We start from the raw sequence: 24,699 nt of genomic DNA, 5'->3' as shown, positions 1-24,699 counted from the left end.
TGTTTCTGTGGGTGACGGCTATGTCGTCATGGCTGTCTGTCCCAGTCTCTTTTTGATTGCTAATAGGTTGCCAATATTGCGAGCAGTACGAACTAGATTTTCCCTCGCTCGACCTAAAGTTGCATCCAAATCCGCCACTTGCGAGATAATTGGAAAAGCTGCCTGAATATTTTCTGTAGGAAATGGAGGCAAATCATCTGCTAAGCTACCGCAAATAGCAAGAACAGGAATCTCTTTTGGCGTCCGCCTTGCTACTCCAACTGGCGCCTTTCCTGCCAAGGACTGCCTGTCCATACGGCCCTCACCGACAACAACTAAGTCCGCTTGCCCAACTCTGCGGTCAAAATCTAGCAAATCCAGACAGGTACCAATTCCAGAAGCGACTTTTCCATTGGCAAATGTGACCAGCCCTGCTGCCATACCACCTCCTGCGCCAGCACCAGCTTGGGTAAAAATCTGTGGATTGGCCAGTTCATAGAACTTCCTCATTTCCTGATCGACAGATGAAAGAAGCCATTCAGACAGGCCTTTCTGCCGTCCAAAGATATGAGTCGCTCCTTGCTGACCACATAAAGGATTGGAAACATCTGTCAAAATTTCGATTTCAATGTCATCCAAGCAAGTTGGAACATGTTCTCCAGAAATCCGAGCAACTCTCCCTAGAGAAGAACCAACTGGTCGGAGCTGATGATTGTTTTCATCAAAAAATTCATAACCTAAACCGGCTGCCAGACCTATCCCCCCATCATTCGTCGCCGATCCTCCAACACCGACCAGAACCTTTTTGACACCATTTTCCGCTAAATGGAGAATCAGCTCTCCTAGACCTCTGGTTTCTAAGCCTAAAGGATTGCGTTTTCCCTCGGGAATTAAAGCAAGTCCCACCAAATCGGCCATCTCAAAAAGGGCTAGCTGGCCTTGTCTAGCATATTTCATTTCTACCGATTGGCCAAAAGGTCCAGTTACCCAGTGCCGAAACTCTCTTAGGTCCATAGCGGCAATCAGCGCAGCCATGGTTCCCTCTCCGCCATCTCCGATAGGCAGCAAATCAAAAGTAGCCTCTGGTAAGGCCTGAGAAAATCCTTCTTTCAAGGCTTCTGCTACCTGAACAGCAGACAAACTTTCCTTAAAAGAATCTGGTGCTAACAAGATATGCATAGCGCCTCCTATTTTTTCTTAGCATCCAAAATATCAATCACTTGGTAGAGATCGTAAACATTGATTTGATAAGGTGCTTGCTCTCTTACAATTGGCTTGGCATTAAAAGCAATTCCGATGCCTGCTATTTGAATCATAGGCAAATCATTGGCGCCATCCCCCATGGCAATGGTTTGATTTAATTCCAAATTATTATCTTGAGCCCATTCTTTCAGCATCTGAACTTTAATATCTTTGGTAACAATATCTCCCAAAACTCGACCGGTCAGGAAACCATTTTTACTTTCCAAGCGATTAGCTTTTACATAGTCAATCCCTAGCTGCTCAGCCAGCCTATCCACCGTTTCATGGAAACCGCCTGAAACCAAGCCAACCTTGTAAGCACGCTCATGTAACTCATCAACTAATTTTTTAGCACCGGGCGTGAAATGAATTTTCTCAGCTAGTTGAGAAAAGATGGTTTCTGGGAGGCCTTCCAAGAGTGAAACCCTTTCTCGCAAGGCTGCCTCGAAATCCAATTCCCCGCGCATGGCTCGCTCTGTGATAGCAGCCACTTGCTGCCCAACTCCTGCTTCTTCTCCCAGCAAATCAATGCCCTCTTCCATGATGAGAGTGCTGTCTACATCCATTACCAATAGACCTTTGACCTGACTCATTTTCTTACCTCATATTTTCTGTAATTTTTTGTATTATACAGGATTTTTACCAACAAAACAAGCAAGATTGCAAAGAAAAAAGTTCCCAAAGGAACTTTCTTAGAAACGAATATTTTCACGTGTTTTTTCGTATGAGGTAGCAAAACGGTCTGAAACACCTGGTTCAACAAGATCCAAGGCCTTTGAAATGATATCTAGAGATTTTGCATAATCAAATTCATGTTCAAAAACATAGAGAGATTCGTTGAAAGCTGCTTGAACATTATCATCAAATGAGCGATAACGGTTGGAATATTGCAGCAGCTGCTCTGTCAAAGTTGAGTTTTGAACAATTTGATAAGTCTCAGACTCCAACTCATATATATCATTGGTCAGAATTTCCAGCCAACGGTTGACTGATTCAATATTTACACGTTTTTCATCAAGCTCTCTTACAAGTTCTTCAATGTTGTTACTTGTTGAAAAGAAGATTTCAAGAAAAGATTGTGGAATGCCTGGTAAATTCCGTTTTTCCATAAATCGCTTGATAGTGTGTAATTTATTGGCATAAATATTTACCTTCTGACGAGCATTGGCATCATCTTTTTCGATCTCAGCAAGCTCCTCTCCAAGCTCAATCTGTTCGTCTTCAATTTCTTTCAGACGCTCTTGAATACTCTCTAACTCTTCACGAACAAGTGAATAGGCTTGCTGGGTTTCTGAAGAATCTTCTACAGCTCCGAGAACAACCTCTTCTTGAGCTGACAACTCTCCTTGAAGGTCTTTGATATGGGAAATTTCTGCTTCCGATAAGAGGAAAGACCGAGAAAGGCGCTCAATTTCTTTTTGAAGTTGCTGATTATTTTCTTTTGTATGGGCAAGATAGCTTGGAAGATTTTTTACCAGCTTTTCCACGACTTTATGCGCTTCAATTTCTTGAGTGAAGATTGAGTAGAGGGCTGAAATTTCCTCTTGTGCCTGTTCGTTTTCATACTGAGCGTTATCTAACTCCAGAGATGATACATTGGCTTCGTTGCGTTTTAAAGCCGCATGCAACTGTTGAAAGCGAGATTCAAGATCCGTTTCAATGAAGTGATAACCTGAATCCAACAACTTGCGGTAACCTGATTCCAAATCTTCTAATTGATCTGGCAAGGTCTCCGTTAATTCTTTCACAATAGCTGGAATTCTCTCAACAATATGTGTCAAGGCAAGGATATGATCTTCGGTCTTATCTAGGATTTCTGCTGCTTCTACTGGATCCCCTGATGAGTTGAGAGTGACAAATTGTGAAAATTCAGATTCGATTTTTGCTAATTGTTTTTCAATTTCTGGAAGAGACTGGCCATAAGCCTCTGCATCTTCGGCAACTGTAACCTGCAATTTTTCAAACAAATCTAAAGCATGAAGTACTCGGCCGCTGTTTTTTGATTCTTGCTTGCCTAATTCTTCTAGGGCTTGTCGAATTTCCTTGATATCATCGTCAATTAAATCAATCTGACTTTCAATATTGCCAATTGCATGTTTGGCCTTCATAAAGCGAAATGAATTATTGTAGCCTTCCGCTTCAAAAAGATTATTTTCAATATCAGCAAATGAGTTTAAGGATAAATCAACCCATTTTTGGTTCCATTCGCGGAAAGCTACCTGACTTTGCCCAATCAAATGCATATTTTTTACTGCTTCAACTTCATCATTTACTGGAAGATTATAGAGTTTCTCTTTTCTTTCTTCCAATTTTTGAAGTAAAGCTTCATTTCGTTTTCTCATCAATACTGCTGTTACATAGCCTAAAATCAAAAGCACAGCTACTACAATAATGAGAATAATTAGTCCATTAGACATATAAAACTCCTTCATTTTGTTACTTTAAAACAAACATATTGATTATATCATAATTTTATTCATAATTGTTAGTTTTTCTGATTTTTTTAGACATCAAGCGTGCTATATACAGCATTTTCTTCGATAAATTCACGACGAGGTTCAACACGGTCACCCATCAACATATCAAAAATCTTATCTGCTTCTGCTGCATCATCGACAGAAACCCGCGCCATCAAGCGATGTTCAGGGTTCATGGTCGTTTCCCACAGCTGATGGTCATCCATTTCTCCCAGACCTTTGTAACGCTGGATAGTTAGCTTTGAGCGTCCTTCGCTGTAACGGGCCAGAGCTGCTTGCAATTCTTCTTCTTGGTTCACCCCAGGCTGGATGTATTCTTTGACATCACTTCCGACCTTGACACCATAGATTGGTGGCTGAGCGATATAGACATAGCCTGCTTCCAGAACCGGCTTCATATAGCGATAAATCAAAGTCAAGAGCAGGGTCCGGATATGGGCTCCATCCACATCAGCATCGGTCATGATGACTAATTTTTGGTAGCGAGCCTTGCTAACATCAAAGTCAGCTCCGAAGCCTGTTCCCATAGCAGTAAAGAGGCTACGGATTTCTTCATTGGCTAGAATCTTATCCATGCTGGCTTTTTCAACGTTGAGGATCTTCCCTCGAATTGGCAAAATAGCCTGAAATTCACGGTTACGGCCAGACTTAGCTGAACCACCCGCTGAGTCTCCCTCCACGATGAAGAGTTCTGTTTCCTGTGGATTATTGGACGAGCAATCGGCCAATTTACCTGGCAGATTGGAAATTTCCAAGCCAGACTTCTTGCGGGTTACTTCCCGAGCTCGCTTGGCAGCAATTCTCGCCTTAGAAGCCAAAATTCCTTTTTCTACGATTTTTCGAGCCACCGCAGGATTTTCCAAAAGGAAATCTGAGAAAGCTTCGCTAAAGAGACGATTGGTAATCTTGACCACTTCGCTATTGCCCAGCTTGGTCTTGGTCTGACCTTCAAACTGAGGGTTAGGGTGCTTGACAGAGATGACCGCTGTCAGTCCCTCACGCACATCTTCCCCAGTCAGATTATCTTCGTTTTCTTTGAGAAGCTTGTTTTTCTTGGCGTAGTCATTGATGACCCGTGTCAAGGCTGTCCGGAAGCCTTGCTCATGCGTTCCACCCTCGTGGGTATGGATGTTATTGGCAAAGCTCATGACCGTTTCATGGTAGCCAGTCGTGTACTGCATGGCTACTTCAACTGTAATGTCGTCCATTTCCCCATCAGTGTAAATCGGCGTATCAAAGATGACATCCTTATTTTCATTGATGTACTGAACGTAACTAGAGATTCCGCCTTCATAGTGATAATCCTTGCTTTGTTCCAGTCCTTCTCGTTTGTCTGTAATGGAAATTTTTAGACCACGATTGAGGAAAGCCAATTCTTGGACACGTTTATTTAATTTTTCAAAGTCAAATTCTACCGTTTCAGTGAAAATCTCTGGATCTGGTATAAAGTGAACTGTCGTACCTGTACGATCTGTCTCACCGATGATCTCTAAATCAGCGACTACTTGACCGCGACTATATTCTTGGTAATGAATCTGGCCGTTCTTATAAACGCGGACATCCAGCTGAGTGGACAGGGCATTTACAACGGAAGAGCCAACCCCGTGGAGACCTCCTGAGACCTTGTATCCGCCACCGCCGAATTTTCCTCCGGCATGAAGGACAGTAAAGACAGTTTCCACGGCCGGCCGACCTGTTTTTTCCTGAATATCCACTGGGATTCCACGGCCATCATCAACCACCGTAATCGAATTATCTTTTTCAATAAAGACTTGAATATGTGTGGCGAAGCCAGCTAAAGCCTCATCAATTGAGTTATCTACAATTTCCCATACTAAGTGATGCAGACCTTCTTTAGAGGTCGAACCAATATACATACCTGGGCGCATCCGAACGGCTTCTAGGCCTTCTAAGACCTGAATCTGACTAGCATCATATTCTTGCATCTGCATGTCTTGTTGCTTTTCTTCTGTCATATTATTCCTTTTCTAGTTCAATATCCACAAATTTTTCAAGATTTTTCATATCATCAAAGAGATAGGTTGCAAATCCTGCAGCTTGCCCAGCTTCTATATCAATCGGCCGATCCCCGATAACCAGTCCAGACTGAATCTGATACTTGTCTTTTAAATACAGCATGGACTCAGGATCCGGCTTTCGTTTAAAGCCATTACTAGCTGTCACTACTTCCGTAAAATAAGCACTGATTTGCGTCTTTTGCAAAATTTCTAAAACCTGATCATCTCGGTGGGAAATCAAAAAATTTCTGCCACCTTGCTGGATAATCTGGGCCAATAATTCTGAAGCACCATCAAATAAAATCGGCTGCTCCAATTCTTTGGCCTCATTAGCTTTATAAGTCTTTAAGAAATCCTTGTTTGTAGGGGCAAATTGGCGGACTGCATAATCGGTAGAGACCTTAAGAGCCTTATAAACTTCATCATGACTCGCGTGCAGACCAAAATCTTGCAATGTATGGACAAAAGCTGCGGTCGAAGTTTCATAATTATCCAAGAGAGTCCCACCCAAATCCCAGATGTAATCTTGATAATTCATACCCTTTATTATACCATATTCTTTACAAAAAAGGGGGTATTATCTCTGACGGAAAAGCATATTTTCAAGCATTTTTCACCAAGTCAAATAGAAAAAATTCACCCGAAAATCGAGTGAATTATCTTAATTTCCAAAAACATCTTTGAAAAGCATTCCTGTTGCCAATTGATCCGCATCTCCTCCTAGCTGGCGAACCAACTCATAGGCAAAAGGCAAGGCCGTTGATGGCCCGCGGCTGGTGATTAGCTTTCCGTCTACGACAACGGTCTGCTTAAGATAGCTACCATTTTCAATTGCCTCTTCCACCCCATCGTAGCAAGTGAAATTTTTATCATTTAACAGACCTGCTCGATCAAGGGCAATGGGGGCCGCACAGATAGCCGCGACAAATTTGTCTTCTGCTCGAAATTCCTTTAAAACGTTCATTAGACGTTTATCATCGCGTAGATTCGTCGACCCTGGCATCCCGCCCGGAAGAACGACCATATCATAAGCAGATAAATTCCCATTCCAGACTTGATCAGCTTGGACAGAGATCTGGTGAGAACCAGTCACCGTCTCCTCAAAACCAATCATATCACAGACGAAGCCTGCTCGACGCAATACGTCGACAACGGTGAGGGCTTCTATTTCCTCAAAGCCATTGGCTAACATGAGAGCTACTTTTTTCATATGAAACACCTTTCTAGGATACGAATGTACCCACTTCTTATTTTATTTTTTTAAGCACAACTTTTTTACGGATAGAGTGCGTTCTCTCTCGCTTCTCCTCTGCTAGACTATTTTGATAAGAGACCGAAAGCAATAGACCGACTCCAATAAGATTGCTAATGATAGAGGAGCCTCCCTGAGAGATAAAAGGGAGCGGAATCCCCGTCAGAGGCAAAATACCTGTCACAGCTCCAATATTTTCAAAAATATGAAAGAGGAGCATCATAATCAGACCAGTTGAGATATAGGTATAAAACTGATTGTTAAATTTGATGGTAATCTTGAGCATACGGTAAATCAGAACTAGATAAATCACAATCACCAAGGTAGAGCCAAGAAAACCAAAATCTTCCGCAATCACTGTGAAAATCATATCACTTTCACGGACAGGAACAAGAAGATTGGAAACATTGAAGCCTTGACCTATCAAGCCACCGCTGCCAATGGCAATCTGTCCCTGTGCCTGCTGATAAGTCGTCGTCTGAGCATATTCAAAGGGGTGGAGCCAAGCTAAGATACGATTAATCTGATAAGTCGGCATCCCTAAATTATGCAGAAAGGCACGCCCCCCAGCGGAAATAAAAATAAACATGAAAGCAGTAAAGAGAAGAGTCGCAGACAAGAAAATCGGCAGGATAATCTTCCAAGAAACACCAGACAAAAGAACAATGCCGCAGTAAATCGCAGCAAAGACTAGCGCTGTCCCCAAATCACTCTGTAAGGTCAAAAGAAACAATACAGGCAAGGTATAAAGCCCTAATTTAAAAATCAATAGAAAATCTAACCTTATGGTTCGCTCTTCCTTCTTATGCTGCTGCATAAAATTCACTACAACCCTCGACAGCATTAAAATATACGAGATTTTCATAAACTCAGACGGCTGAAAGAGACTGACACCGTGGATAGCTACCCAATTTTTCGCACCTGTGGAGGCAACTAAGCTGTCACTGTAAAAAATCAGCGGTAGAATCATCAGCCCCAAACCAAAAACATACAAATAAGGTGTAATCAGCCAGAGAAATTTCGTATTAAAAAACATGATGATGAAACTAATCAAGAAACCAAGGAAAATCCAGACGATTTGCTGACCTACAATCGTTCCAACTTCTTTTGGATAATCATGGCTAACTGCTATATAAATAGCCATTACACCAATCGAAAGCAAAAGCAAAACTGGTAAAAGCAGGCTATAGTCAATTCGTGACTCAAATGTTCTTTTTTGTGAAAGCATAATTCTCCTTTCTTACAAAAAATATTGGATGATTAAGCTGGAAACAGCGACGCAAAACCAGGCAAAAGCTCCGGTTAATAAAGGTGCAGCTCCAGCTTCCTTAAATTGTTTAAAGGAGACCTTAGCTCCAATCCCAGCTAAAGCCATGGCCATCAGCCATTGAGACAAGAGTTTTGTGTAAGGAACTAGCTCTGACGGGAAAATTCCCAAACTGCTCACTACAGAAGCCAAGACAAACCACAAAATAAACCATGGAAAAATTTTCTTCAAGTCCACTTTTTGCGCTGACCGCTTACCTCGGACATATCGATAACCCGCAAAGATAAGGCAGGCGGGTACAATCATCAAAGCCCGGCTTAGTTTGACAATGGTTGCCAAATCACCCGCTGCCTGGCTATAGGTATAACCTGCCGCAACAACTGACGAAGTATCATTGATGGCCGTTCCTGCCCAAGTCCCAAAATAGCCATCGGACATCTGCATAAGGTGGCCCAGAAAAGGAAAGATGAAAACAGCTAAAATATTGAAGAAGAAAATCGTTGAAATAGACAGAGCGATTTCCTCTTCCTCTGCTTCTAGAATGGGCGAAGCTGCTGCAATAGCGGAACCACCGCAGATTGCCGTTCCAAAACCAATCAAAACGGTTAAAACCCGTCTCATCTTAAAAAATTTTCCAGCTGCATAAGCTGCGAAAAAAGCAATCAAAATGGTTAAAATACTAATCTTCAGAGAGGACAAGCCCGTTGCAGATACCTTTCCGATTGACATAGAAAAACCTAAAAAGATAATAGAATATTGAAGCAGCTTCTTTCCTGAATAGGTCAGGCCCGGCTGAAAAGAATCCGGAATTTTCAGGAAATTACTAAGTAAAATTCCTAGCACAATCGCAAAAACACTGGATCCTATCAGCGGAAACCAATTCCCTAATATAATGGAAACAGCTGCCATCCCAAACGATAAAACAATCCCTGGTACATATTTTTTCATGTTATAACCTTCTTCCTATTCTTATCATTATAACAGATTTTTGGCATAGCTAGCCGACAAAATATGAAAACATTTAGAAAAACAGCCAGATAAAATTGACTGTTTTCAAGAAGTTCTAGTCGAAAAATTCTTTTAATTCCTTTAAAATATCCAGCTGTGAAAGCATTTCTAAAGACGCCAGCTGGTTCAGATTTTGCTGGATTTGCCGACCGTAGCGCTTGGTTGAAATACGATTATCCAAAAGAATGATAGCCGACTTCTGGTGTTCATTGCGACGAGTACGACCCATGGCCTGCTTCAATCGTAAAATAGCTGACGGCAATTGATAGTCGTAAAAAGGATTTTTCCCTTCTGCTTTCAAATGATGATTGATTTTTTGAACAAAGAAATCTTTGGGATTATCAAAAGGAATCCGCGTGATGAGCTGAATGATTTGCTCTTGCTGAGCAAAATCCGCTCCTTCCCAGAAACTGCCTGCTCCTAACAAGATGGGCGCCTCTCCTTTGTCAAAACGACGCTTGATATTGGCTGGCTCGCCATTCTTATACTGGGCCAAATGCGGCAAGGTCAGCTGGTCTGAAGTGGCCAACAATAAATCTTTGGAGGTAAAGAGAACCACCATCGGCAAATTCAGTGGAGCCAAGCTCTCCAAGCTTGCAACAATCCTCTCAGCGTATTCCTGCGTTGATAAATCCACCACATCTGGAAAATCTAGATCTAAGAAAAGTTTCTGCAGGGGCTTCTTTTGCTGAGGAAGTTTATAAAAATGATAATCCTCAAAACCTAGTAATTGAGGCAAATTCACCTTGGAACTAATCTCTAAAGTAGAGGAGACCAAGATAACCTTGACGGTATCAGGCAGGAAATCCTTAAATCTCATGAGTTCTGAGCGCCCAGCATGAAGACTAGTCAGCTTATAATCTGCAAATTGTTCCTCCGTTAGCCAATAGTATTGGTACTTGGCTGAAAACAGCTCACTGAGTTCTGGTAGCAAGTTCTTATCCAGCTCAAACACATCCTGACGCAACTTAACTAACTTATGTGAATCCAGCTCACTGCTCTTTCCCCGATGATTTTCGGCAGCATCTGCTAGCTCAAATTGGATGCTTTGCAAGAGACGTTCTTGTAAAATCCGTTTTTCTGTCTGCAGGGCTTGGCTGATATTTTGCACTTGCTTGGTCAAATTGACACTGGTCTGCGAGAAACTTTCCAAAGCAAAAAACATTTTCTGAGCCTCGTCCACTACCAAAATCCGATTGTCAAGCAATGACTGGTCATCTTCTAAGCGCGTTAAAAGATAAGCATGATTGGTAATCACGACACGACTGCTAGCTGCCTTGACCTGTCCCAGTCGCCAAAAATCCTCTTCATAAAAGAGCGAATGCTTACTTAATTTCCCATCATGGCGTATCTGGCTAAAGTAAGACTCAAAACGATAAGCCTGGCCGATTTCGTTTAAATCACCAGTCTCCGTCTCTGTCAGCCAAACCAAAAGCTGCATTTTGCAACGATTAATAAGTCGATTATCGTCCAAGACCGATAGACTTTGATAAAAATGATCTAATTTCAGATAATTTTCTGGACTTTTGAGATTATGAAAAGAAATATGAAAATCTTCCTCTAAGAGTCGGCCTTCCTTTTGCATCAGCTGGTCCTGTAAAATCTTCGTCGGAACGGTCACCAAGACCCTATCCTGACCATGAGCCAAAATAGGCAACAAATAGCCAAAGGTCTTGCCAAGCCCTGTCTGAGCCTCCAAAAAGCTAGCCGCAGTCTGACTAAGCGCCTCAGTCACATACTGGGCAAATGTCAGCTGGTCGGGGCGCTCGTCCAGCCCCAACAGATAAAGGTTGGTCAGAAAGTCCTGCGAAAGTTTCTTTTCAGGCGACAAGATTTTCGGCTTTTTTAAAAAGATACCGTGCGTCTCCTGCAAAGCCTGACCAGAATAGTCTGGCATCGACTGAAAAATCTCTTCAATCGCTAGCCGCGACTCATAGATGAGACTATCGGAAAATCCCAGCATTTTCTCAAGCAAAGTTTTTGGCAATTTAGACATTTTTTTCTGGATTTTTAAAAATAGCTGAGCCGTCGCCTGAGCATCTGCCAAAGCTGTATGAGCATTTTCCAAAGGAATTTCCAGAAGCTCGCACAGATTTCCCAAGGCATATTTATCAAATGTGGGGTAAAAAACTTGAGCTAGTTCAACCGTGTCCACTCTAGGAGTCAACAACTCAAAGCCTTCCCAAAAGAGAGCCTCCGCTAGTAAATTGGCATCAAACTTGACATTATGAGCGACAAAAATCGCATCCTCAATCAGTTCATAAACTTCACGGGCAACCCGTGAAAAATCCGGAGCTTGGCGCAAGCGCTGATCATCCAGTCCCGTCAGCTGTTTAATATGCTCATCCAAGTCCTCATGCGGATTCACATCTGTTTCATAAGTTTGGCAAATCACCCCGTTTTCAATGATGACAATGCCGATTTGAATAATTTTTGCATTGCTGTTCGCACTTGTAGCCTCCAAGTCGATGACAGCATATTTATAGTTCGATTGTGTCATACTGCTATGATTATATCACAAATGCCAGCCTGAGACATCTGAAAATAAGCTAAGCTACAAAATTAATTTTGTGCAAAATTTCTGCTTTTTTGTTACACTCTTTATTGAGAAAACATACGCAAAGGAAGCCCAATGAAAGTTCACAAAATTGTCAATCTCATTGCTTTTGAAAATACTTATATCCTTGAAAATGACCGTCATGTCATCGTAGTTGACCCCGGCAGCGATTGGCGAAAAATCCAACGCAAGCTAGAAGAAATCGCTAAACCCATCACAGCTATTTTTCTGACTCATACGCATTACGATCACATTATGAGTCTGGATAAAGTCCGAGATAACTTTGCCAATCCACCCGTCTATGTAGCTGAGAGCGAAGCAAGCTGGCTCTATACTCCTACAGACAATCTATCTGGGCTTGACCGTCATGCAGATTTGGAAGACATCATTCTCAGACCAGCTGAACACTTTTTCACCTATCACCACGACTACCAACTAGACGACTTTCATTTCTATGCTGTTCAGACACCTGGTCATTCTATCGGAGGAGTTTCCATTATTTTCCCAGAAGATCAGGTCGTTCTGACTGGTGATGCTCTCTTCCGTGAAACCATCGGCCGTACAGATCTACCGACTGGCAATCTGGAGCAGCTACTCACTGGTATCAGGAAAGAATTATTTGTCTTACCTAAAGATTATCGTGTCTATCCTGGGCATGGCAATGATACAACGATTGGCCACGAAAAGACTTTTAATCCATTTTTCTAATAAATCAATAGTGAGGCTGGGACAAAAGTCCTAGCCTCTCAATTGTCTTTGGATTGTCGAGCAATACGCAGTGGATGAGTGGGCTCTACTAGGCTGATTTCATCAGTTTTTACAGCCCTACTCAACTGTGCGGAGGTGGGACGACGAAATCGAATTCTAACGAATTACCGATTTCTGTCCCAGCCTCGTTTTTATTTCAGGTCATAAAAAAACAGCATTGTGAGCTGTTTTATATTGTTAAATCTTCAAGAAGCGTCTCATTGAGATGGCTGACCCAAGTGCACCAATTAAGACTCCCAATACTGATAAAGAAGCAATCATAGCCGGAACAAACCAGTCTGGTTCAATCATAGATAAGTTTTGAGCAACCAGACTTTTATTCATGGACTGAAAGGCCATGTTATAAACAAAATAGACTAGGGCTGCTGGAACGATTGAGCCTAACAAACCAATCCAGGCTCCTTCAAAAAGGAATGGGCCACGGATATAACCATTTTTGGCTCCTACCAAGCGCATAATCTGAATCTCACGGCTCCGTGAAATAATGGTAATTCGAATAGTATTTGAAATCAAGAAGACGGCAATAAAGATAAGCAAACCTGCTCCTATCAGACCCCAAATTCGAATGAAGTCAGATAGAGCAAAGAGTCTCTTAGTATTTGCTCCACCATCCTGAACCTCAGACACTCCTTCAATTTTTTTAGCTGCTGCAGAAACGGATTCTACATATTGGTGCTCTGTCGTATCAACAATGTAAGCATCGTAAAGTGGATTAGAGTCTCCTTCAAAGACCTTCCATTCACTTCCCATCGTCTCTGTCAGTTTCTCATACTGCTCTTCTTTGCTTGAAAAAGTGACCTTTGAGACATGATCCATAGCAGTCAGAGCATCATAAATCTTATGATAATCTTCATTTTGAACTGTCTGACCTTCTTTTACAATCGTTTCACTGTTATCTGCAATATCCTTGCGCATATACACAACGACCCGGACATTGTTTGAAATGTCAGATGCTAATTTTGCTGTATTTAAGATAACAGAAGCAAAGATAGCAACCAAACTGAGAGTAATCATAACTGAACTCACAGCTGCTACTGTCATCCAACCATTTCGCTTGAGACTTTTCAGCGATTCTAGCAGGTGACGAAAAAATCTTCTAATCATCGTATCCGTATTCTCCTTCCGCCTCATCACGCACCACACGACCATTTTCGATGGCAATTACGCGGTGACGCAGAGTATTTACAATCTGGCTATTGTGGGTTGCCATTAGAACTGTTGTTCCTTGCAGGTTGATGCGCTCCAACAAATTCATGATTTCCCATGAATTATCTGGATCCAGGTTACCTGTCGGCTCATCAGCAATCAGCACCTTAGGATTATTGACAATGGCCCGCGCAATGGCAATCCGTTGCTGCTCCCCACCTGAAAGCTCATTTGGAAAAGAACGAACCTTGTGCTTGAGACCTACCAGATCCAAGACTTCCATAACCCGCTTTTTAATATTGCGGCGGCGCTCACCGATAACTTCCATGGCATAAGCAATATTTTCATAAACCGTCTTCTTAGGAAGCAGTTTATAATCCTGGAATACAACCCCAACCTGACGGCGCAGCATTGGCACATCCCGTTTTTTTATCTTAGCTAAGTTAAAGCCCGCCACATTTAAACTGCCTTTGTTTAATTTCACTTCACGGTAAAGCAGTCTGATAAAAGTTGATTTACCTGCACCTGAGGGACCTACGATATAGGCAAACTCCCCCGGTTCAATTTTCACAGACACACCACGCAAAGCAGTGGTTCCGTTGTCATATTTTTTGACAACATCTCTCATTTCAATCATTGACATGTATTGTAAAGAGTCCTTTCATAAGATGCTGAAACTGTCCAAATCATTTCATATTTCTAGCTTCAGTTTATTTTTTTAGTTGAGACGCCATTTTAAATAGGCATCAATAAATCCGTCTAAGTCTCCGTCCATGACCTTATCTACCTGAGCTACTTCATAGCTGGTTCGATGATCTTTGACCATGGTATAAGGGGTGAAGACATAAGAACGAATCTGACTTCCCCAAGAAATCTCTTTTTTATCTCCCTTGAGCGAGTCTACTTCAGCTGCTTTTTTCTCTTGTTCAAGCTGGTAGAGCTTGGCCTGAAGCATCTTCATAGCTCGGTCACGGTTGCCATACTGGGTTCGGTCAACTGTAGACTGAACCACGATTCCCGTCGGAATATGGGTCAATCGCACACCAGTTGATACCTTATTGACATTCTGTCCGCCGGCTCCTCCCGAGCGGAAAGTATCCATCTTGATATCATCATCGCGGACTTCTACTTCAATGGTATCATCCAACTCTGGCATGACCTCTACTGAAGTAAAGGAAGTATGGCGGCGTTTAGCTGAGTCAAATGGCGAAATCCGCACCAAACGATGCACGCCCATTTCTGACTTGAGCAAACCATAAGCATGCGGCCCTTCAAAAGAAAGAGTGACGGACTTAATGCCGGCCTCATCACCAGCCTGATAGTCCAAGACTTCTACTTTGAACCCCTTGGCATTGCCAAAACGTGTATACATCCGCAGCAGCATATCCCCCCAATCCTGAGCTTCCGTTCCGCCAGATCCTGGGTGGATTTCAAGGATAGCATTGTTATTATCATAGGGCTCTGACAGCAAGAGAGTCATCTCGTAGCTGGTCATCATTTTATCCAAGTCAGCCAGCTTGTCTTCCAGCTCCTCCTGAACAGAATCGTCCTCAGCCAGAAAATCAAGTAAAATTTCTGATTCATCAAACAAATCGGTCATCTGATGGAAATTTTCATAGGTTTGCTTGAGTTCATTTAGGTCCTGAGATGTTTTTTGGGCTGCGATATTGTCATCCCAAAAGTCAGGTTCTGTCATCTTATTTTCTAAGATGGCAATTTCTTCTTCCAGACCTTCTAAGTCAAAGAGACCCCCTGAAAGAAGCTAATTTTTCACGATTTGCGTCAATTTTTTGACGAATTTCTGAAATATCCATAGTTACCTCTTTTCATATATCGTTTTATTATATCACATTTTCAGACATTTGCCTAATTTGATAATAATCCACTTTTATTTTATCCGATTTTATGCAGAGAGGCAAGAATAGCGCTTGCTTGTTACGGAATTGTTAGAAATGTAACATATAAAAACAGATTTAACACATGGCTCCATCTTGTATTCCATTGTATAATGGAAAACTTAAAAAGAGTATAAATAAAAAAATTCTCAATAATACTAATCATAGAATCGTTTTGAGAGTTTTGAAATGTTTAAGCTGTTATCTAGAAAAAATGAATAATTCTGAACAAACCTCGCAGAATGAGGCTCTTTAATAAGTAATGCCCCTAGCCATTTTAAAACAGAGTATTCTTTATGGAAAAGCTTTAAATACTGAGCAAGCTAGCTATGCCACCTCTTTATCAGTCTCCTTAAAATCTGTTTTTGATGTCGGAAGCAAGGATGACTTTCGATAAAATCCGAAAGTTGACTGACTGGCAGCCAAATGTGCCCGTCTGTTTCGCCTTCCTGATAAGAAATAGATGTCTTGTCGCCTGAAACAAGAGCCAGATAGTAGTCAAAATGGCACTGATCTGCTACTTCTGTTCTTTGCGCAAGCAATTCCATGCTGTCGGGTACCAATCCCGTTTCCTCCTCAAGCTCACGGTGGGCAGCTACCAAACTGCTTTCATGAGCTAGGACACTCCCTCCCGCGCCAAACTCATAGTAGCCGGGATATAAAGGCTTGCTGGCAGAACGGCGCATAACGAGAATATCTCCATCTTCATGGCGAACCAAGACATTGACACAAAGATGAAACTGACCTTTAGGAACAGGCTCTCCTCTGACTAAAAGATAAGGCAGTATATTTCGATTGAAGTCATAAGCATTCCAAACTTCCATTGCAACTCCTTTTGGCAATATAGCCATTAAACCACAGAAAAGTCAGTCCACTAGATGAACTGACTTTTAAATCAACATTTACCAAAACCAACCATCATTGTCGTTGATAGGTTCAGCTTCTTTTATCTTGCGAGGGCCGGTCCCGTACATTTCTTCTTCCAGATCCTCCTTATAGGGCATAACCATGGCCAGCAAGACATAAATCAAAATACCCAAACCAAAATTCACAACTGTAAAGATGATAAACAGGAAACGCAGCAAGCCAAGATCAAAGTTAAATTTGTCGGCCAGTCCGGACAAAACTCCTGAAATTACTCGGTTTCTTCTCAATTTATAAAACTTAGTTTTCATGATGATTGACCTCAACTATCATTATTTATTCCATTTTATCATAGAAAGCTGTTAAAAAAATCAGCCCAGAGGCTGATTCTGCATCTATCAGTTTTTAGTTCGCACAGTCTCCGTTCAATTTCTCTTTTAAGAATGCCAACCTGCCCATACAGCGACTGCAACGGTATTTTTTAATGTTTACCCTGCGTCTACGACGGATAAGTGCTCCGCAACTCAGGCATTCATAGATAAGAAAGGCTTGCGAGTTGGACAATGGAGGAGCGTAGCGCAGGCCATCCACCTGCTTGAGTAATTCTTTAAAATCCCTATCTCCATGGCGGTAACCCTTGCGCTGATAATAGAGATGATAGTGGACTAACTCATGGCGGACAATTTTTCGGAAGGTCTCCAGCCCAAAACTTTCATAGATTTTTGGGTTGAAATCCAGATGGCCATCTTTCGGAAAAAAGCGTCCTCCTGTAGTACGGAGACGCTTGTTCCAATAGGCTTGGTGGCGGAATTCCCAGCCAAAATCTTCCAGCGAAACTTGCTTAACATAGTTAGTTAGATTCATTTGGCGCTATCAGAGAGAGGTTGACCTTCTCCCGCTCCACATCTAGCTTATCTACCCAGACAGTGACCAAATCACCAACTGACAGGACTTGACTAGGATGTTTAATAAAGCTTTTGCTCATTTTAGAGATATGGATAAGCCCGTCTTCATGGATACCGATATCCACAAAAGCTCCGAAATCGACGACATTGCGGACGACGCCTTCCAATTTTTGACCGATGCGCAGATCCTTGATATCCAAGACATCCTGCCGCAGAACTGGCGCGTCAAAGGAATCACGCAAATCTCGACCAGGCTTGAGCAAATCAGCAATAATATCTTTGAGGGTTTCTTCTCCCAAGCCTAGCTCTGTAGCCAAACTAGCAGTCTGCACTGCTTTTAATTTGAATTGGGCAGCTTCGTCCAAACTGCTAATTTCAAGACGCTTAAAGAGCTCCTCCACTGCCTTATAGGACTCTGGGTGAACGCCTGTATTATCTAACAGATTATCACTTTCAGGAATACGCAAGAATCCGGCTGCCTGTTCAAAAGCCTTTGCGCCCAGACGCGGCACTTTCTTGATGGCCTCGCGAGACCGAATCAAGCCTTCCGTTTCTCGGTACTTGACAATATTTTCTGAGATAGTTTTATTAAGACCAGCTACGTGAGCCAGAAGGGCAGGACTGGCGGTGTTGATATTGACTCCGACTTGGTTGACCACGGTATCCACGACAAAGTCCAGACTTTCAGACAGCTTTTTCTGACTGACATCATGCTGGTACTGACCAACTCCGATGGACTTAGGGTCAATCTTAACCAACTCTGCTAAAGGATCTTGCAGACGGCGGGCGATGGAAATAGCTGAGCGCTTTTCAACGGTCAACTCTGGAAACTCATGACGAGCCAGTTCACTAGCAGAGTAGACAGATGCTCCGCTTTCATTGACGATGACATAGCTGACATCTGGATGAGATTTCAACACTTCTGCTACAAAGGCTTCGCTTTCTCGGCTGGCAGTTCCGTTTCCGATGGCAATGATTTCCACGCCAAACTGCTCAATTAACTCTGATAATTCTTTCTTAGAAGCTTCAATCTGAGCTGGCTTTGCTGGTGGAACGGGATAGATGACATGAGTCGTCAGCATTTTTCCTGTCGCATCAACAACTGCCAGCTTGGCTCCTGTCCGAAAGGCTGGGTCAAAGCCCAGTACTACGCGACCTTTGAGAGGGGCGATTAGGAGGAGATGGCGGAGGTTATCTGAGAAGAGCTGAATTGCTCCATCCTCAGCGGTCTCAGTCAGCTCGGTCCGAATACGACGCTCCATAGCTGGAATGATTTTCTTTTTGACCGCTTGCTGGACAGCCTCAATAATATAGGCATTTTTTACCTTGAAACGCACTTCGAAGAAACGCAGAATTTTCTCAAGATTGTGCTCAAAACCAACCTTGAGAATACCTAGCTTCTCACCACGGTTAAGAGCTAGGGTGCGGTAGCCTTGCATGGTCGCTACTTTTTCGGAAAAATCATAATAAATCTGGAAGACCTGCTTTTCATCCAAGTCGCCGTCTTTGAGACTCGATACGATAGAAGAATTGGTCTGCATCTCATGGTAGGTCCAAGCCCGCAGCTTGGTATCTTCGGAAATCGCCTCAGTCAGAATGTCCACTGCTCCAGCTAGAGCAGCTTCTGATGTTGGAAAGGCTTCACTAGTAAGTTTCTCAGCTTCTTCCTTCAGATTAGCCGCATCCTGTAGGATTAAGCGGGCCAAAGGAAAGAGACCTGCTTCACGGGCAATAGTAGCCTTGGTACGGCGCTTCTCCTTGTAAGGCAGATAAAGCTCTTCCACATCTGCCAGCTTTTCAGCAGCTTCAATCTCAGAACGCAGCGCATCCGTAAGTTTTCCCTGCTCCTCAATCTTAGCTAAAACCGTTGCTTTACGCTCTGCCAAAGCAGTCATGCTCTTATCTAGGTCAATGATTGCCTTAATCTCGACCTCATCCAGATTTCCCGTCATTTCCTTACGGTAACGAGCAATAAAAGGAATGGTATTTCCCTCAGCAGTTAGATCTAGGACCTGTGATACTTGGCTTTCTTTAAGGCCCAATTTCTGGGCAATTTTTTCAATATTTATATTTTCCATAACTCCTCTATTATATCATAATATGAAGCTGAAAAATCTATAAAGACTAGTTTAATCCATCTTTTTCTTGCTAGGATAAGTCTACTGTCTCTGATCAATCATGGCTGAAAATATCATTTTTTTTCGTTTGGTAGTATAATAGAATTATTATTTTAGAAATGAGGTGCTTTTATGGCTGTTAAATTTACTAAAACAGACGATTTAGACAAGATGTTCGAGGAGTTTGCCACTCTGCCCAAGATGGAAAAGGTAGAGGTCCCTGAGGAAGACAAGAAAAAATCTAAAAACGAAAAGGATAAGAAAGAATGAGCTTCTTCTCTCAGCTGCCGGCCAGTGTCCTGCAAGCCGGTGCTATCTTTCTCTCCATTATCATTGAGGCCCTGCCATTTGTTTTGATTGGAAGTATCATTTCTGGCTTTATCGAGGTTTATATCACGCCAGACAAGGTTTATCGGTTTCTGCCCAAGAACAAATGGGCTCGGATTTTCTTTGGGAGCTTGGTTGGTTTTGTCTTCCCCTCTTGCGAGTGCGGGATTGTTCCCATTATAAATCGGTTTCTGGAAAAGAAAGTTCCCAGTTACACGGCTGTGCCTTTTCTGGTAACGGCTCCAGTCATCAACCCCATCGTACTTTTTGCGACCTACTCTGCCTTTGGCAATTCCTTTCGGATGGCTCTGCTGCGCGCTTTAGGTTCCATGGTCGTGGCTATTCTTTTAGGGATTTTTCTGGGCTTCTTTGCAGATAGCAATATCCAAAAAGAAAATCGCAAAGCTGTTCATGAGCATGACTTTTCACATCTCAGCAAAGGACAAAAGCTATTTCAGGTATTTGTGCAGGCTATTGATGAATTTTTCGATACAGGCCGCTATCTAGTCTTTGGCTGTCTCTTTGCCAGCCTGGTCCAAGTCTATGTACCAACCAGAATCCTGACCTCTATCAGCTCGACACCAGCTGTTGCTATTCTTCTGCTCATGCTGCTGTCCTTCCTGCTCTCACTTTGCAGCGAAGCTGATGCTTTCATCGGGAGCTCCTTGATTGCTAGCTTCGGCTTAGCACCAGTCCTAGCTTTCTTGGTCATTGGACCTATGCTAGATGTCAAGAATCTGCTGATGATGAAAAACTACTTTAAGACACGCTTTATCTGGCAATTTATCAGCCTAGTTACCGTCGTCGTCTTTCTTTACTCTTGGCTTGTGGGGGTAGTGCTATGATTCGATTTTTAATCTTAGTCGGCTACTTTGAGATTACCATGTATCTGCAGCTGACGGGCAAGCTTAATCAATATATCAATCTCCACTATTCCTATCTGGCCTATCTGTCCATGATTCTGTCCTTTATCTTGGCAGTTGTGCAGCTTATCATCTGGATGAAAAAGATGGAGGTCCACAGTCATTTAAGCACTCGCTGGGCTAAGTTAGGCAGCGTCCTGCTCCTTGTCATTCCGCTCTTTGTGGGAATTTTCTTTCCAACTGTCACCTTGGATTCAACAACAGTTTCGGCTAAAGGATTTCATTTCCCGCTGGCTGAAGGAACTTCTGCAGCCGTCCAGCAGGACGAAGGCACAACCAGCCAATACTTGAAGCCGGATACCAGCACCTACTTTACCAAAGGGGCTTATGAAAAAGAAATGCGGGCAGCCGCTAAGAAATATGTTAAGCAAGATACCATTCAGGTCACGACTGAGAACTACATGGAGGTCATGGAGGTCATCTATGATTATCCCGACGAGTTTGTAGGCAAGAAGCTAGAGTTCACTGGCTTTGTCTACAATGACCCCAGCGACCAGAAGAGCCAATTCCTCTTTCGCTTCGGTATTATCCATTGTATCGCCGACTCAGGTGTCTATGGCCTCTTGACGACTGGAAATACCCAGCATTTCGAGAATAATACCTGGATTCATGCCAAGGGGAAACTTGCCATGCACTACCATAAAAGTCTGGGGCAAAGCCTTCCAACTCTAGAAGTTGAAAGCTTTGATAGGGTAGAAAAACCGAACAATCCTTACGTCTATCGAGTATTTTAAAGTCAAACACCTGTGAAAATCCATTTTCATGGGTGTTTCTTTTATATGCAAGCCTTGCAATTCATTCTTTCCCCTTTACAAAGTTGGTCTGACTGGATTTTATAAATTAGAAGAGCCTTGATTAAAGTTGATATTTAACTTTTTTCTCTCCTCTCTCGGAAAAATCGTGCTACAATAATACTATCTCATTTGAAAAGGAGTTATTTTTATGAAGCAAGAAAAAGCAACGAAACAAGATTTGCTTTCTATTCTAGCTGTGGCCTTGGTCGCCTTTGCTGGGATTCTTTCAGAGACTAGTATGAATGTGACCTTTCCCCACCTCAGCCAGGTCTTTGGCTTGGGCCTAGGAGTACTACAATGGATTACGACTGGCTACCTGCTGGCGGTCGCCATCACTATAACGCTGGGAGCGACTCTGGCCCACAACTGGACGGAGCGTCGCATCCTCTTTACCTCACTCGCCATCTTTAGCCTTGGAAATCTGATTGCCACGCTGGCACAAGATTTTACCTTCCTAATGATAGGACGAATCCTCCAAGGCGGAGCAACTGGAATTGCCATGCCGCTCATGTTTAATCTCATTGTAGAACGAATCCCTCGGAAAAATATTGGACTTTTCATGGGACTGAGCGGTCTAGTCATCAGCCTGGCACCAGCCATCGGCCCGACCTACGGAGGCTATATGATTGCCTCCTTTGACTGGCATATGATTTATACCTGTATCTTACCGGTTCCCATCATTTCTTTTTTACTAGCCTATTTTAACCTACAAAATTCAACTGGTAAAAGCAAGCGTCCTTTTGATGTGCTTGGCTTTCTCTCTCTTGCAGTTGCCCTTTCCTTTTCTTTAATGACCATTTCCAGTTTGGAAGAGGGAGCCAGCGTTAATTGGCTGTATCTGGCTGTTTTCCTCCTTTCCTTTGTCTTTTTCATCTGGCGGAGTCTGACTGTCCAACATCCATTTCTGGACATCCGTATCTTGAAAGAACCAACGATTTTCTTTGGAATTCTACCTTTTTTGATCTTTCAATTTTCCAACCTATCCAGCAATTTTCTCATTCCCAACTTTCTCGTGCTGGTCAAGAATGTCTCAACCGCTCAAGCTGGATTTTCCCTCCTTCCAGGAACTATGATCGGAGCTTTCATGTCTCCTTTTCTGGGAAAATTATACGATAACAAAGGCCCTAAACTATCTCTCTTTGGCGGTAATAGCCTAGTCTTTCTCGTCATGATTGTCTATAGCTTCTTTACAAACTGGCTCAATCTCCCACTAATCTTAGGTTTTTATATCCTCTTTACTCTGGGCCGCAACATGGCCTTCAACAATACTATGGCTCTTTCCGCCTCACAAGCCAGCAAAGGAAAAACAGCAGATGTAACTGCCCTCTTTCAACTAGCTCAGACCTTCGCAGGCGCCTTGGGAACAGCAATTGCAGCCGTCCTGCTCAATCAAGCACCCGACACCACAACTGGTGTCCACAATGTCTTCAGCTTGCTTTTAGTCCTCGTGGGTGGCAACTTTATTTTCTACTATTTCCTCTTTCGCGCTATCAAGAAGAAAAGCCAATCCTAAACTCGTATCCCGACTTTCCCTCGGGATATTTTCTTTCCACCAAATCCGAATTTTTCAAATACAATTTTTCTGAAAATTGTGATAAAATAGAAACAATCACATTTAGATAGGTAATAGGTATCATGTCTTCAAAAGTTATTGTTACAATTTTCGGTGCCAGTGGCGACTTAGCCCAAAGAAAACTTTATCCTTCCCTGTTTAGACTTTATAAATCTGGCAATCTTTCTGAACATTTTGCCGTTATCGGAACTGCCCGCAGACCTTGGAGTAAGGAATATTTTGAGTCTGTCGTTGTCGACTCTATCTCAGACCTAGCTGACAGTCCTGAGCAAGCCCAAGAATTCGCCAGTCATTTTTATTATCAAAGCCACGATGTGCAGGATACCGAGCATTATATTGAGCTGTGCAAGCTACAAAACAAGCTCAATGAGGAATATCAGGCAGAGAACAATAAACTCTTCTTCCTCTCTATGGCTCCTCAGTTTTTTGGAACCATTGCCAAGCACCTCAAATCTGAACATATCGTTGATGGAAAAGGATTTGAGCGTCTGATTGTCGAAAAACCCTTTGGGACAGATCTGGCAACTGCCAGCAAGCTCAACGAAGACTTACTGGCCACTTTTGACGAAGAACAGATTTTCCGGATTGACCACTATCTGGGCAAGGAAATGATCCAAAACATCTTCGCGATTCGTTTTGCTAATCTCCTGTTTGAAAATATTTGGAATCGCGATTACATTGATAATGTGCAGATTACTTTTGCTGAAAAGCTCGGTGTTGAAGAACGCGGTGGCTATTATGATCAGTCCGGAGCCCTCCGTGATATGGTGCAGAATCATACCTTGCAACTCCTCTCTCTACTAGCCATGGATAAGCCAAAAAGCTTTACCAAAGAAAACATTCGAGCAGAAAAAGTCAAAGTTTTTGAGCGCCTTGTTCAGCCAAGTGAGGACGATTTGAAGCGTCTCTTCATTCGGGGGCAATACAAGTCTGGCAAAGTCAACGGCAAAAAATACATTTCCTACCGTAGCGAGCCCAATGTCAATGCTGAATCGACCACTGAAACTTTTGTTTCTGGTGCCTTCTTTATTGATACTGACCGTTTCCGTGATGTGCCTTTCTTCTTCCGAACTGGAAAACGCCTGACCGCAAAGGGTACTCATGTCAATATTGTGTTCAAGCAGATGAATTCCATTTTTGGTGAGCCGCTCAAACCAAATATTTTGACTATTTACATCCAGCCAACCGAAGGATTTTCACTCAGTGTCAACGGAAAAGAAGTCGGCGAGCTCTTTAATCTAGCCCCGATTTCATTTGATTACCGGACAGATGCCACAGCCTCAGGAGCCTCTCCAGACCCGTATGAAAAGCTGATTTTTGACGTCCTCAATAACGACTCGACCAATTTCAGCCACTGGGATGAAGTCAAAGCTAGCTGGGAATTGATTGATAAAATCGAACAGTTGTGGAGCCAAAACCAAGTGCCGCTGCATGAATACGCTGTTGGTTCTATGGGACCAGAAGCTGCCTTTGATCTATTAGCGCAATTCGGAGCCAGATGGCAATGGCAGCCTGATAAATAAGAGCTACTTTCAAACATAGAACGATAAGCACACAACACTAGGAATTACTAGCCAGATGGCAAGT

At 42.7% G+C, this 24,699-nt stretch carries 22 protein-coding genes; 6 read left to right on the top strand and 16 right to left on the bottom strand.

Translation table 11 applies throughout. The annotated features are described in order from the left end of the window. Window positions 1-18: 18 nt before the first annotated feature. From SSIN_RS06495 to SSIN_RS06455, 9 genes are all read right to left on the bottom strand, one after another. Window positions 19-1,158, bottom strand: coding sequence for a glycerate kinase (locus SSIN_RS06495; protein ID WP_037617078.1), 1,140 nt, complete (start codon window positions 1,156-1,158; stop codon window positions 19-21). A gap of 8 nt (window positions 1,159-1,166) precedes the next feature. After that, window positions 1,167-1,814, bottom strand: a complete 648-nt coding sequence (gene serB / locus SSIN_RS06490; RefSeq protein WP_037617076.1) for a phosphoserine phosphatase SerB — start codon at window positions 1,812-1,814, stop codon at window positions 1,167-1,169. 99 nt (window positions 1,815-1,913) lie between these two features. Continuing rightward, window positions 1,914-3,638: a septation ring formation regulator EzrA gene (gene ezrA, locus SSIN_RS06485; RefSeq protein ID WP_037617074.1), complete on the bottom strand. Its 1,725-nt coding sequence runs from the start codon at window positions 3,636-3,638 to the stop codon at window positions 1,914-1,916. A gap of 86 nt (window positions 3,639-3,724) precedes the next feature. After that, on the bottom strand, window positions 3,725-5,674 hold the full coding sequence (gyrB, locus tag SSIN_RS06480; protein ID WP_037617071.1) for a DNA topoisomerase (ATP-hydrolyzing) subunit B: 1,950 nt from the start codon (window positions 5,672-5,674) through the stop codon (window positions 3,725-3,727). Window position 5,675: 1 nt separating this feature from the next. Further along, window positions 5,676-6,254, bottom strand: a complete 579-nt coding sequence (locus SSIN_RS06475; protein WP_037617069.1) for an HAD-IA family hydrolase — start codon at window positions 6,252-6,254, stop codon at window positions 5,676-5,678. 123 nt (window positions 6,255-6,377) lie between these two features. Then, the gene (locus SSIN_RS06470; RefSeq protein WP_037617067.1) at window positions 6,378-6,926 is read right to left on the bottom strand and encodes a DJ-1 family glyoxalase III; all 549 of its coding nucleotides are present in this window, start codon (window positions 6,924-6,926) and stop codon (window positions 6,378-6,380) included. Between the two features lie 37 nt (window positions 6,927-6,963). Further along, window positions 6,964-8,196: an FtsW/RodA/SpoVE family cell cycle protein gene (locus tag SSIN_RS06465; RefSeq protein ID WP_037617065.1), complete on the bottom strand. Its 1,233-nt coding sequence runs from the start codon at window positions 8,194-8,196 to the stop codon at window positions 6,964-6,966. 12 nt (window positions 8,197-8,208) lie between these two features. Continuing rightward, a complete protein-coding gene (locus SSIN_RS06460) occupies window positions 8,209-9,183 on the bottom strand; it encodes a YeiH family protein (RefSeq protein WP_037617062.1) in 975 nt (324 codons plus the stop codon). A 115-nt stretch (window positions 9,184-9,298) separates the two neighbouring features. Continuing rightward, window positions 9,299-11,743, bottom strand: a complete 2,445-nt coding sequence (locus tag SSIN_RS06455; RefSeq protein ID WP_037617059.1) for a bifunctional DnaQ family exonuclease/ATP-dependent helicase — start codon at window positions 11,741-11,743, stop codon at window positions 9,299-9,301. A 132-nt stretch (window positions 11,744-11,875) separates the two neighbouring features. Here SSIN_RS06455 and SSIN_RS06450 point away from each other — a divergent pair, with 132 nt between their 5' ends. Continuing rightward, window positions 11,876-12,508 (top strand): MBL fold metallo-hydrolase, encoded by a 633-nt coding sequence (locus SSIN_RS06450; RefSeq protein WP_037617057.1) that lies wholly within the window; start codon window positions 11,876-11,878, stop codon window positions 12,506-12,508. Between the two features lie 237 nt (window positions 12,509-12,745). Here SSIN_RS06450 and ftsX read toward each other — a convergent pair whose 3' ends face one another. The 7 genes from ftsX to SSIN_RS06415 form a co-directional block, all read right to left on the bottom strand. Continuing rightward, window positions 12,746-13,672, bottom strand: a complete 927-nt coding sequence (gene ftsX, locus SSIN_RS06445; RefSeq protein ID WP_037617056.1) for a permease-like cell division protein FtsX — start codon at window positions 13,670-13,672, stop codon at window positions 12,746-12,748. Beyond that, the gene (ftsE, locus tag SSIN_RS06440; protein WP_037617054.1) at window positions 13,665-14,357 is read right to left on the bottom strand and encodes a cell division ATP-binding protein FtsE; all 693 of its coding nucleotides are present in this window, start codon (window positions 14,355-14,357) and stop codon (window positions 13,665-13,667) included. The genes ftsX and ftsE overlap by 8 nt, the downstream gene beginning before the upstream one ends. A 75-nt stretch (window positions 14,358-14,432) precedes the next feature. Further along, window positions 14,433-15,528 (bottom strand): peptide chain release factor 2 gene (gene prfB / locus SSIN_RS06435; protein ID WP_156956299.1). Its coding sequence is split into 2 segments (ribosomal slippage): window positions 14,433-15,455 and window positions 15,457-15,528, totalling 1,095 coding nucleotides; the frame shifts between segments, so codons are not numbered across the junction. 404 nt (window positions 15,529-15,932) lie between these two features. Then, window positions 15,933-16,433: an NUDIX hydrolase gene (locus SSIN_RS06430; RefSeq protein ID WP_037617051.1), complete on the bottom strand. Its 501-nt coding sequence runs from the start codon at window positions 16,431-16,433 to the stop codon at window positions 15,933-15,935. 78 nt (window positions 16,434-16,511) lie between these two features. Further along, window positions 16,512-16,784 carry a PspC domain-containing protein gene (locus SSIN_RS06425; RefSeq protein ID WP_037617049.1) on the bottom strand — a complete coding sequence of 91 codons (273 nt, stop codon included), beginning with the start codon at window positions 16,782-16,784 and terminating at the stop codon, window positions 16,512-16,514. 94 nt (window positions 16,785-16,878) lie between these two features. Then, window positions 16,879-17,337 (bottom strand): SprT family protein, encoded by a 459-nt coding sequence (locus SSIN_RS06420; RefSeq protein ID WP_037617048.1) that lies wholly within the window; start codon window positions 17,335-17,337, stop codon window positions 16,879-16,881. Continuing rightward, window positions 17,324-19,456, bottom strand: coding sequence for a Tex family protein (locus tag SSIN_RS06415; protein ID WP_037617047.1), 2,133 nt, complete (start codon window positions 19,454-19,456; stop codon window positions 17,324-17,326). Before SSIN_RS06415 ends, SSIN_RS06420 begins: the two co-directional genes overlap by 14 nt. Window positions 19,457-19,627: 171 nt before the next feature. Between SSIN_RS06415 and SSIN_RS10550 the strand changes: the two genes are divergently transcribed. From SSIN_RS10550 to zwf, 5 genes are all read left to right on the top strand, one after another. Next, window positions 19,628-19,765 carry an SPJ_0845 family protein gene (locus tag SSIN_RS10550; RefSeq protein WP_156956298.1) on the top strand — a complete coding sequence of 46 codons (138 nt, stop codon included), beginning with the start codon at window positions 19,628-19,630 and terminating at the stop codon, window positions 19,763-19,765. Continuing rightward, entirely contained in the window at window positions 19,762-20,667 is a 906-nt protein-coding gene (locus SSIN_RS06410) for a permease (RefSeq protein WP_037617046.1), read from the top strand. The genes SSIN_RS10550 and SSIN_RS06410 overlap by 4 nt, the downstream gene beginning before the upstream one ends. Then, window positions 20,664-21,479, top strand: a complete 816-nt coding sequence (locus SSIN_RS06405; RefSeq protein WP_037617045.1) for a TIGR03943 family putative permease subunit — start codon at window positions 20,664-20,666, stop codon at window positions 21,477-21,479. Before SSIN_RS06410 ends, SSIN_RS06405 begins: the two co-directional genes overlap by 4 nt. A 208-nt stretch (window positions 21,480-21,687) precedes the next feature. Continuing rightward, window positions 21,688-23,052 carry an MFS transporter gene (locus SSIN_RS06400; RefSeq protein ID WP_037617043.1) on the top strand — a complete coding sequence of 455 codons (1,365 nt, stop codon included), beginning with the start codon at window positions 21,688-21,690 and terminating at the stop codon, window positions 23,050-23,052. Between the two features lie 122 nt (window positions 23,053-23,174). Continuing rightward, window positions 23,175-24,635 (top strand): glucose-6-phosphate dehydrogenase, encoded by a 1,461-nt coding sequence (gene zwf / locus SSIN_RS06395; protein ID WP_037617042.1) that lies wholly within the window; start codon window positions 23,175-23,177, stop codon window positions 24,633-24,635. The last annotated feature ends 64 nt before the right edge of the window (window positions 24,636-24,699 follow it).

Source organism: Streptococcus sinensis (assembly GCF_000767835.1).
Classification (GTDB): Bacteria; Bacillota; Bacilli; order Lactobacillales; family Streptococcaceae; genus Streptococcus; species Streptococcus sinensis.
The sequence above is the reverse complement of the archived record's forward strand: the minus strand, read 5'-3'. Positions and strand labels throughout refer to the sequence as shown.

Excerpts from the sequence above, each read along its gene's own strand:
- SSIN_RS06475 (WP_037617069.1), bottom strand. The coding sequence starts at position 6,254 with ATGAATTATCAAGATTACATCTGGGATTTGGGTGGGACTCTCTTGGAT.
- SSIN_RS06455 (WP_037617059.1), bottom strand. The coding sequence starts at position 11,743 with ATGACACAATCGAACTATAAATATGCTGTCATCGACTTGGAGGCTACA.
- serB (WP_037617076.1), bottom strand. The coding sequence starts at position 1,814 with ATGAGTCAGGTCAAAGGTCTATTGGTAATGGATGTAGACAGCACTCTC.
- SSIN_RS06415 (WP_037617047.1), bottom strand. The coding sequence starts at position 19,456 with ATGGAAAATATAAATATTGAAAAAATTGCCCAGAAATTGGGCCTTAAA.
- SSIN_RS06460 (WP_037617062.1), bottom strand. The coding sequence starts at position 9,183 with ATGAAAAAATATGTACCAGGGATTGTTTTATCGTTTGGGATGGCAGCT.
- SSIN_RS06425 (WP_037617049.1), bottom strand. The coding sequence starts at position 16,784 with ATGAAAACTAAGTTTTATAAATTGAGAAGAAACCGAGTAATTTCAGGA.
- ftsE (WP_037617054.1), bottom strand. The coding sequence starts at position 14,357 with ATGTCAATGATTGAAATGAGAGATGTTGTCAAAAAATATGACAACGGA.
- SSIN_RS06430 (WP_037617051.1), bottom strand. The coding sequence starts at position 16,433 with ATGGAAGTTTGGAATGCTTATGACTTCAATCGAAATATACTGCCTTAT.
- SSIN_RS06465 (WP_037617065.1), bottom strand. The coding sequence starts at position 8,196 with ATGCTTTCACAAAAAAGAACATTTGAGTCACGAATTGACTATAGCCTG.
- gyrB (WP_037617071.1), bottom strand. The coding sequence starts at position 5,674 with ATGACAGAAGAAAAGCAACAAGACATGCAGATGCAAGAATATGATGCT.
- SSIN_RS10550 (WP_156956298.1), top strand. The coding sequence starts at position 19,628 with ATGGCTGTTAAATTTACTAAAACAGACGATTTAGACAAGATGTTCGAG.
- zwf (WP_037617042.1), top strand. The coding sequence starts at position 23,175 with ATGTCTTCAAAAGTTATTGTTACAATTTTCGGTGCCAGTGGCGACTTA.
- SSIN_RS06495 (WP_037617078.1), bottom strand. The coding sequence starts at position 1,158 with ATGCATATCTTGTTAGCACCAGATTCTTTTAAGGAAAGTTTGTCTGCT.
- SSIN_RS06470 (WP_037617067.1), bottom strand. The coding sequence starts at position 6,926 with ATGAAAAAAGTAGCTCTCATGTTAGCCAATGGCTTTGAGGAAATAGAA.
- SSIN_RS06400 (WP_037617043.1), top strand. The coding sequence starts at position 21,688 with ATGAAGCAAGAAAAAGCAACGAAACAAGATTTGCTTTCTATTCTAGCT.
- SSIN_RS06450 (WP_037617057.1), top strand. The coding sequence starts at position 11,876 with ATGAAAGTTCACAAAATTGTCAATCTCATTGCTTTTGAAAATACTTAT.
- ftsX (WP_037617056.1), bottom strand. The coding sequence starts at position 13,672 with ATGATTAGAAGATTTTTTCGTCACCTGCTAGAATCGCTGAAAAGTCTC.
- SSIN_RS06405 (WP_037617045.1), top strand. The coding sequence starts at position 20,664 with ATGATTCGATTTTTAATCTTAGTCGGCTACTTTGAGATTACCATGTAT.
- SSIN_RS06410 (WP_037617046.1), top strand. The coding sequence starts at position 19,762 with ATGAGCTTCTTCTCTCAGCTGCCGGCCAGTGTCCTGCAAGCCGGTGCT.
- SSIN_RS06420 (WP_037617048.1), bottom strand. The coding sequence starts at position 17,337 with ATGAATCTAACTAACTATGTTAAGCAAGTTTCGCTGGAAGATTTTGGC.
- ezrA (WP_037617074.1), bottom strand. The coding sequence starts at position 3,638 with ATGTCTAATGGACTAATTATTCTCATTATTGTAGTAGCTGTGCTTTTG.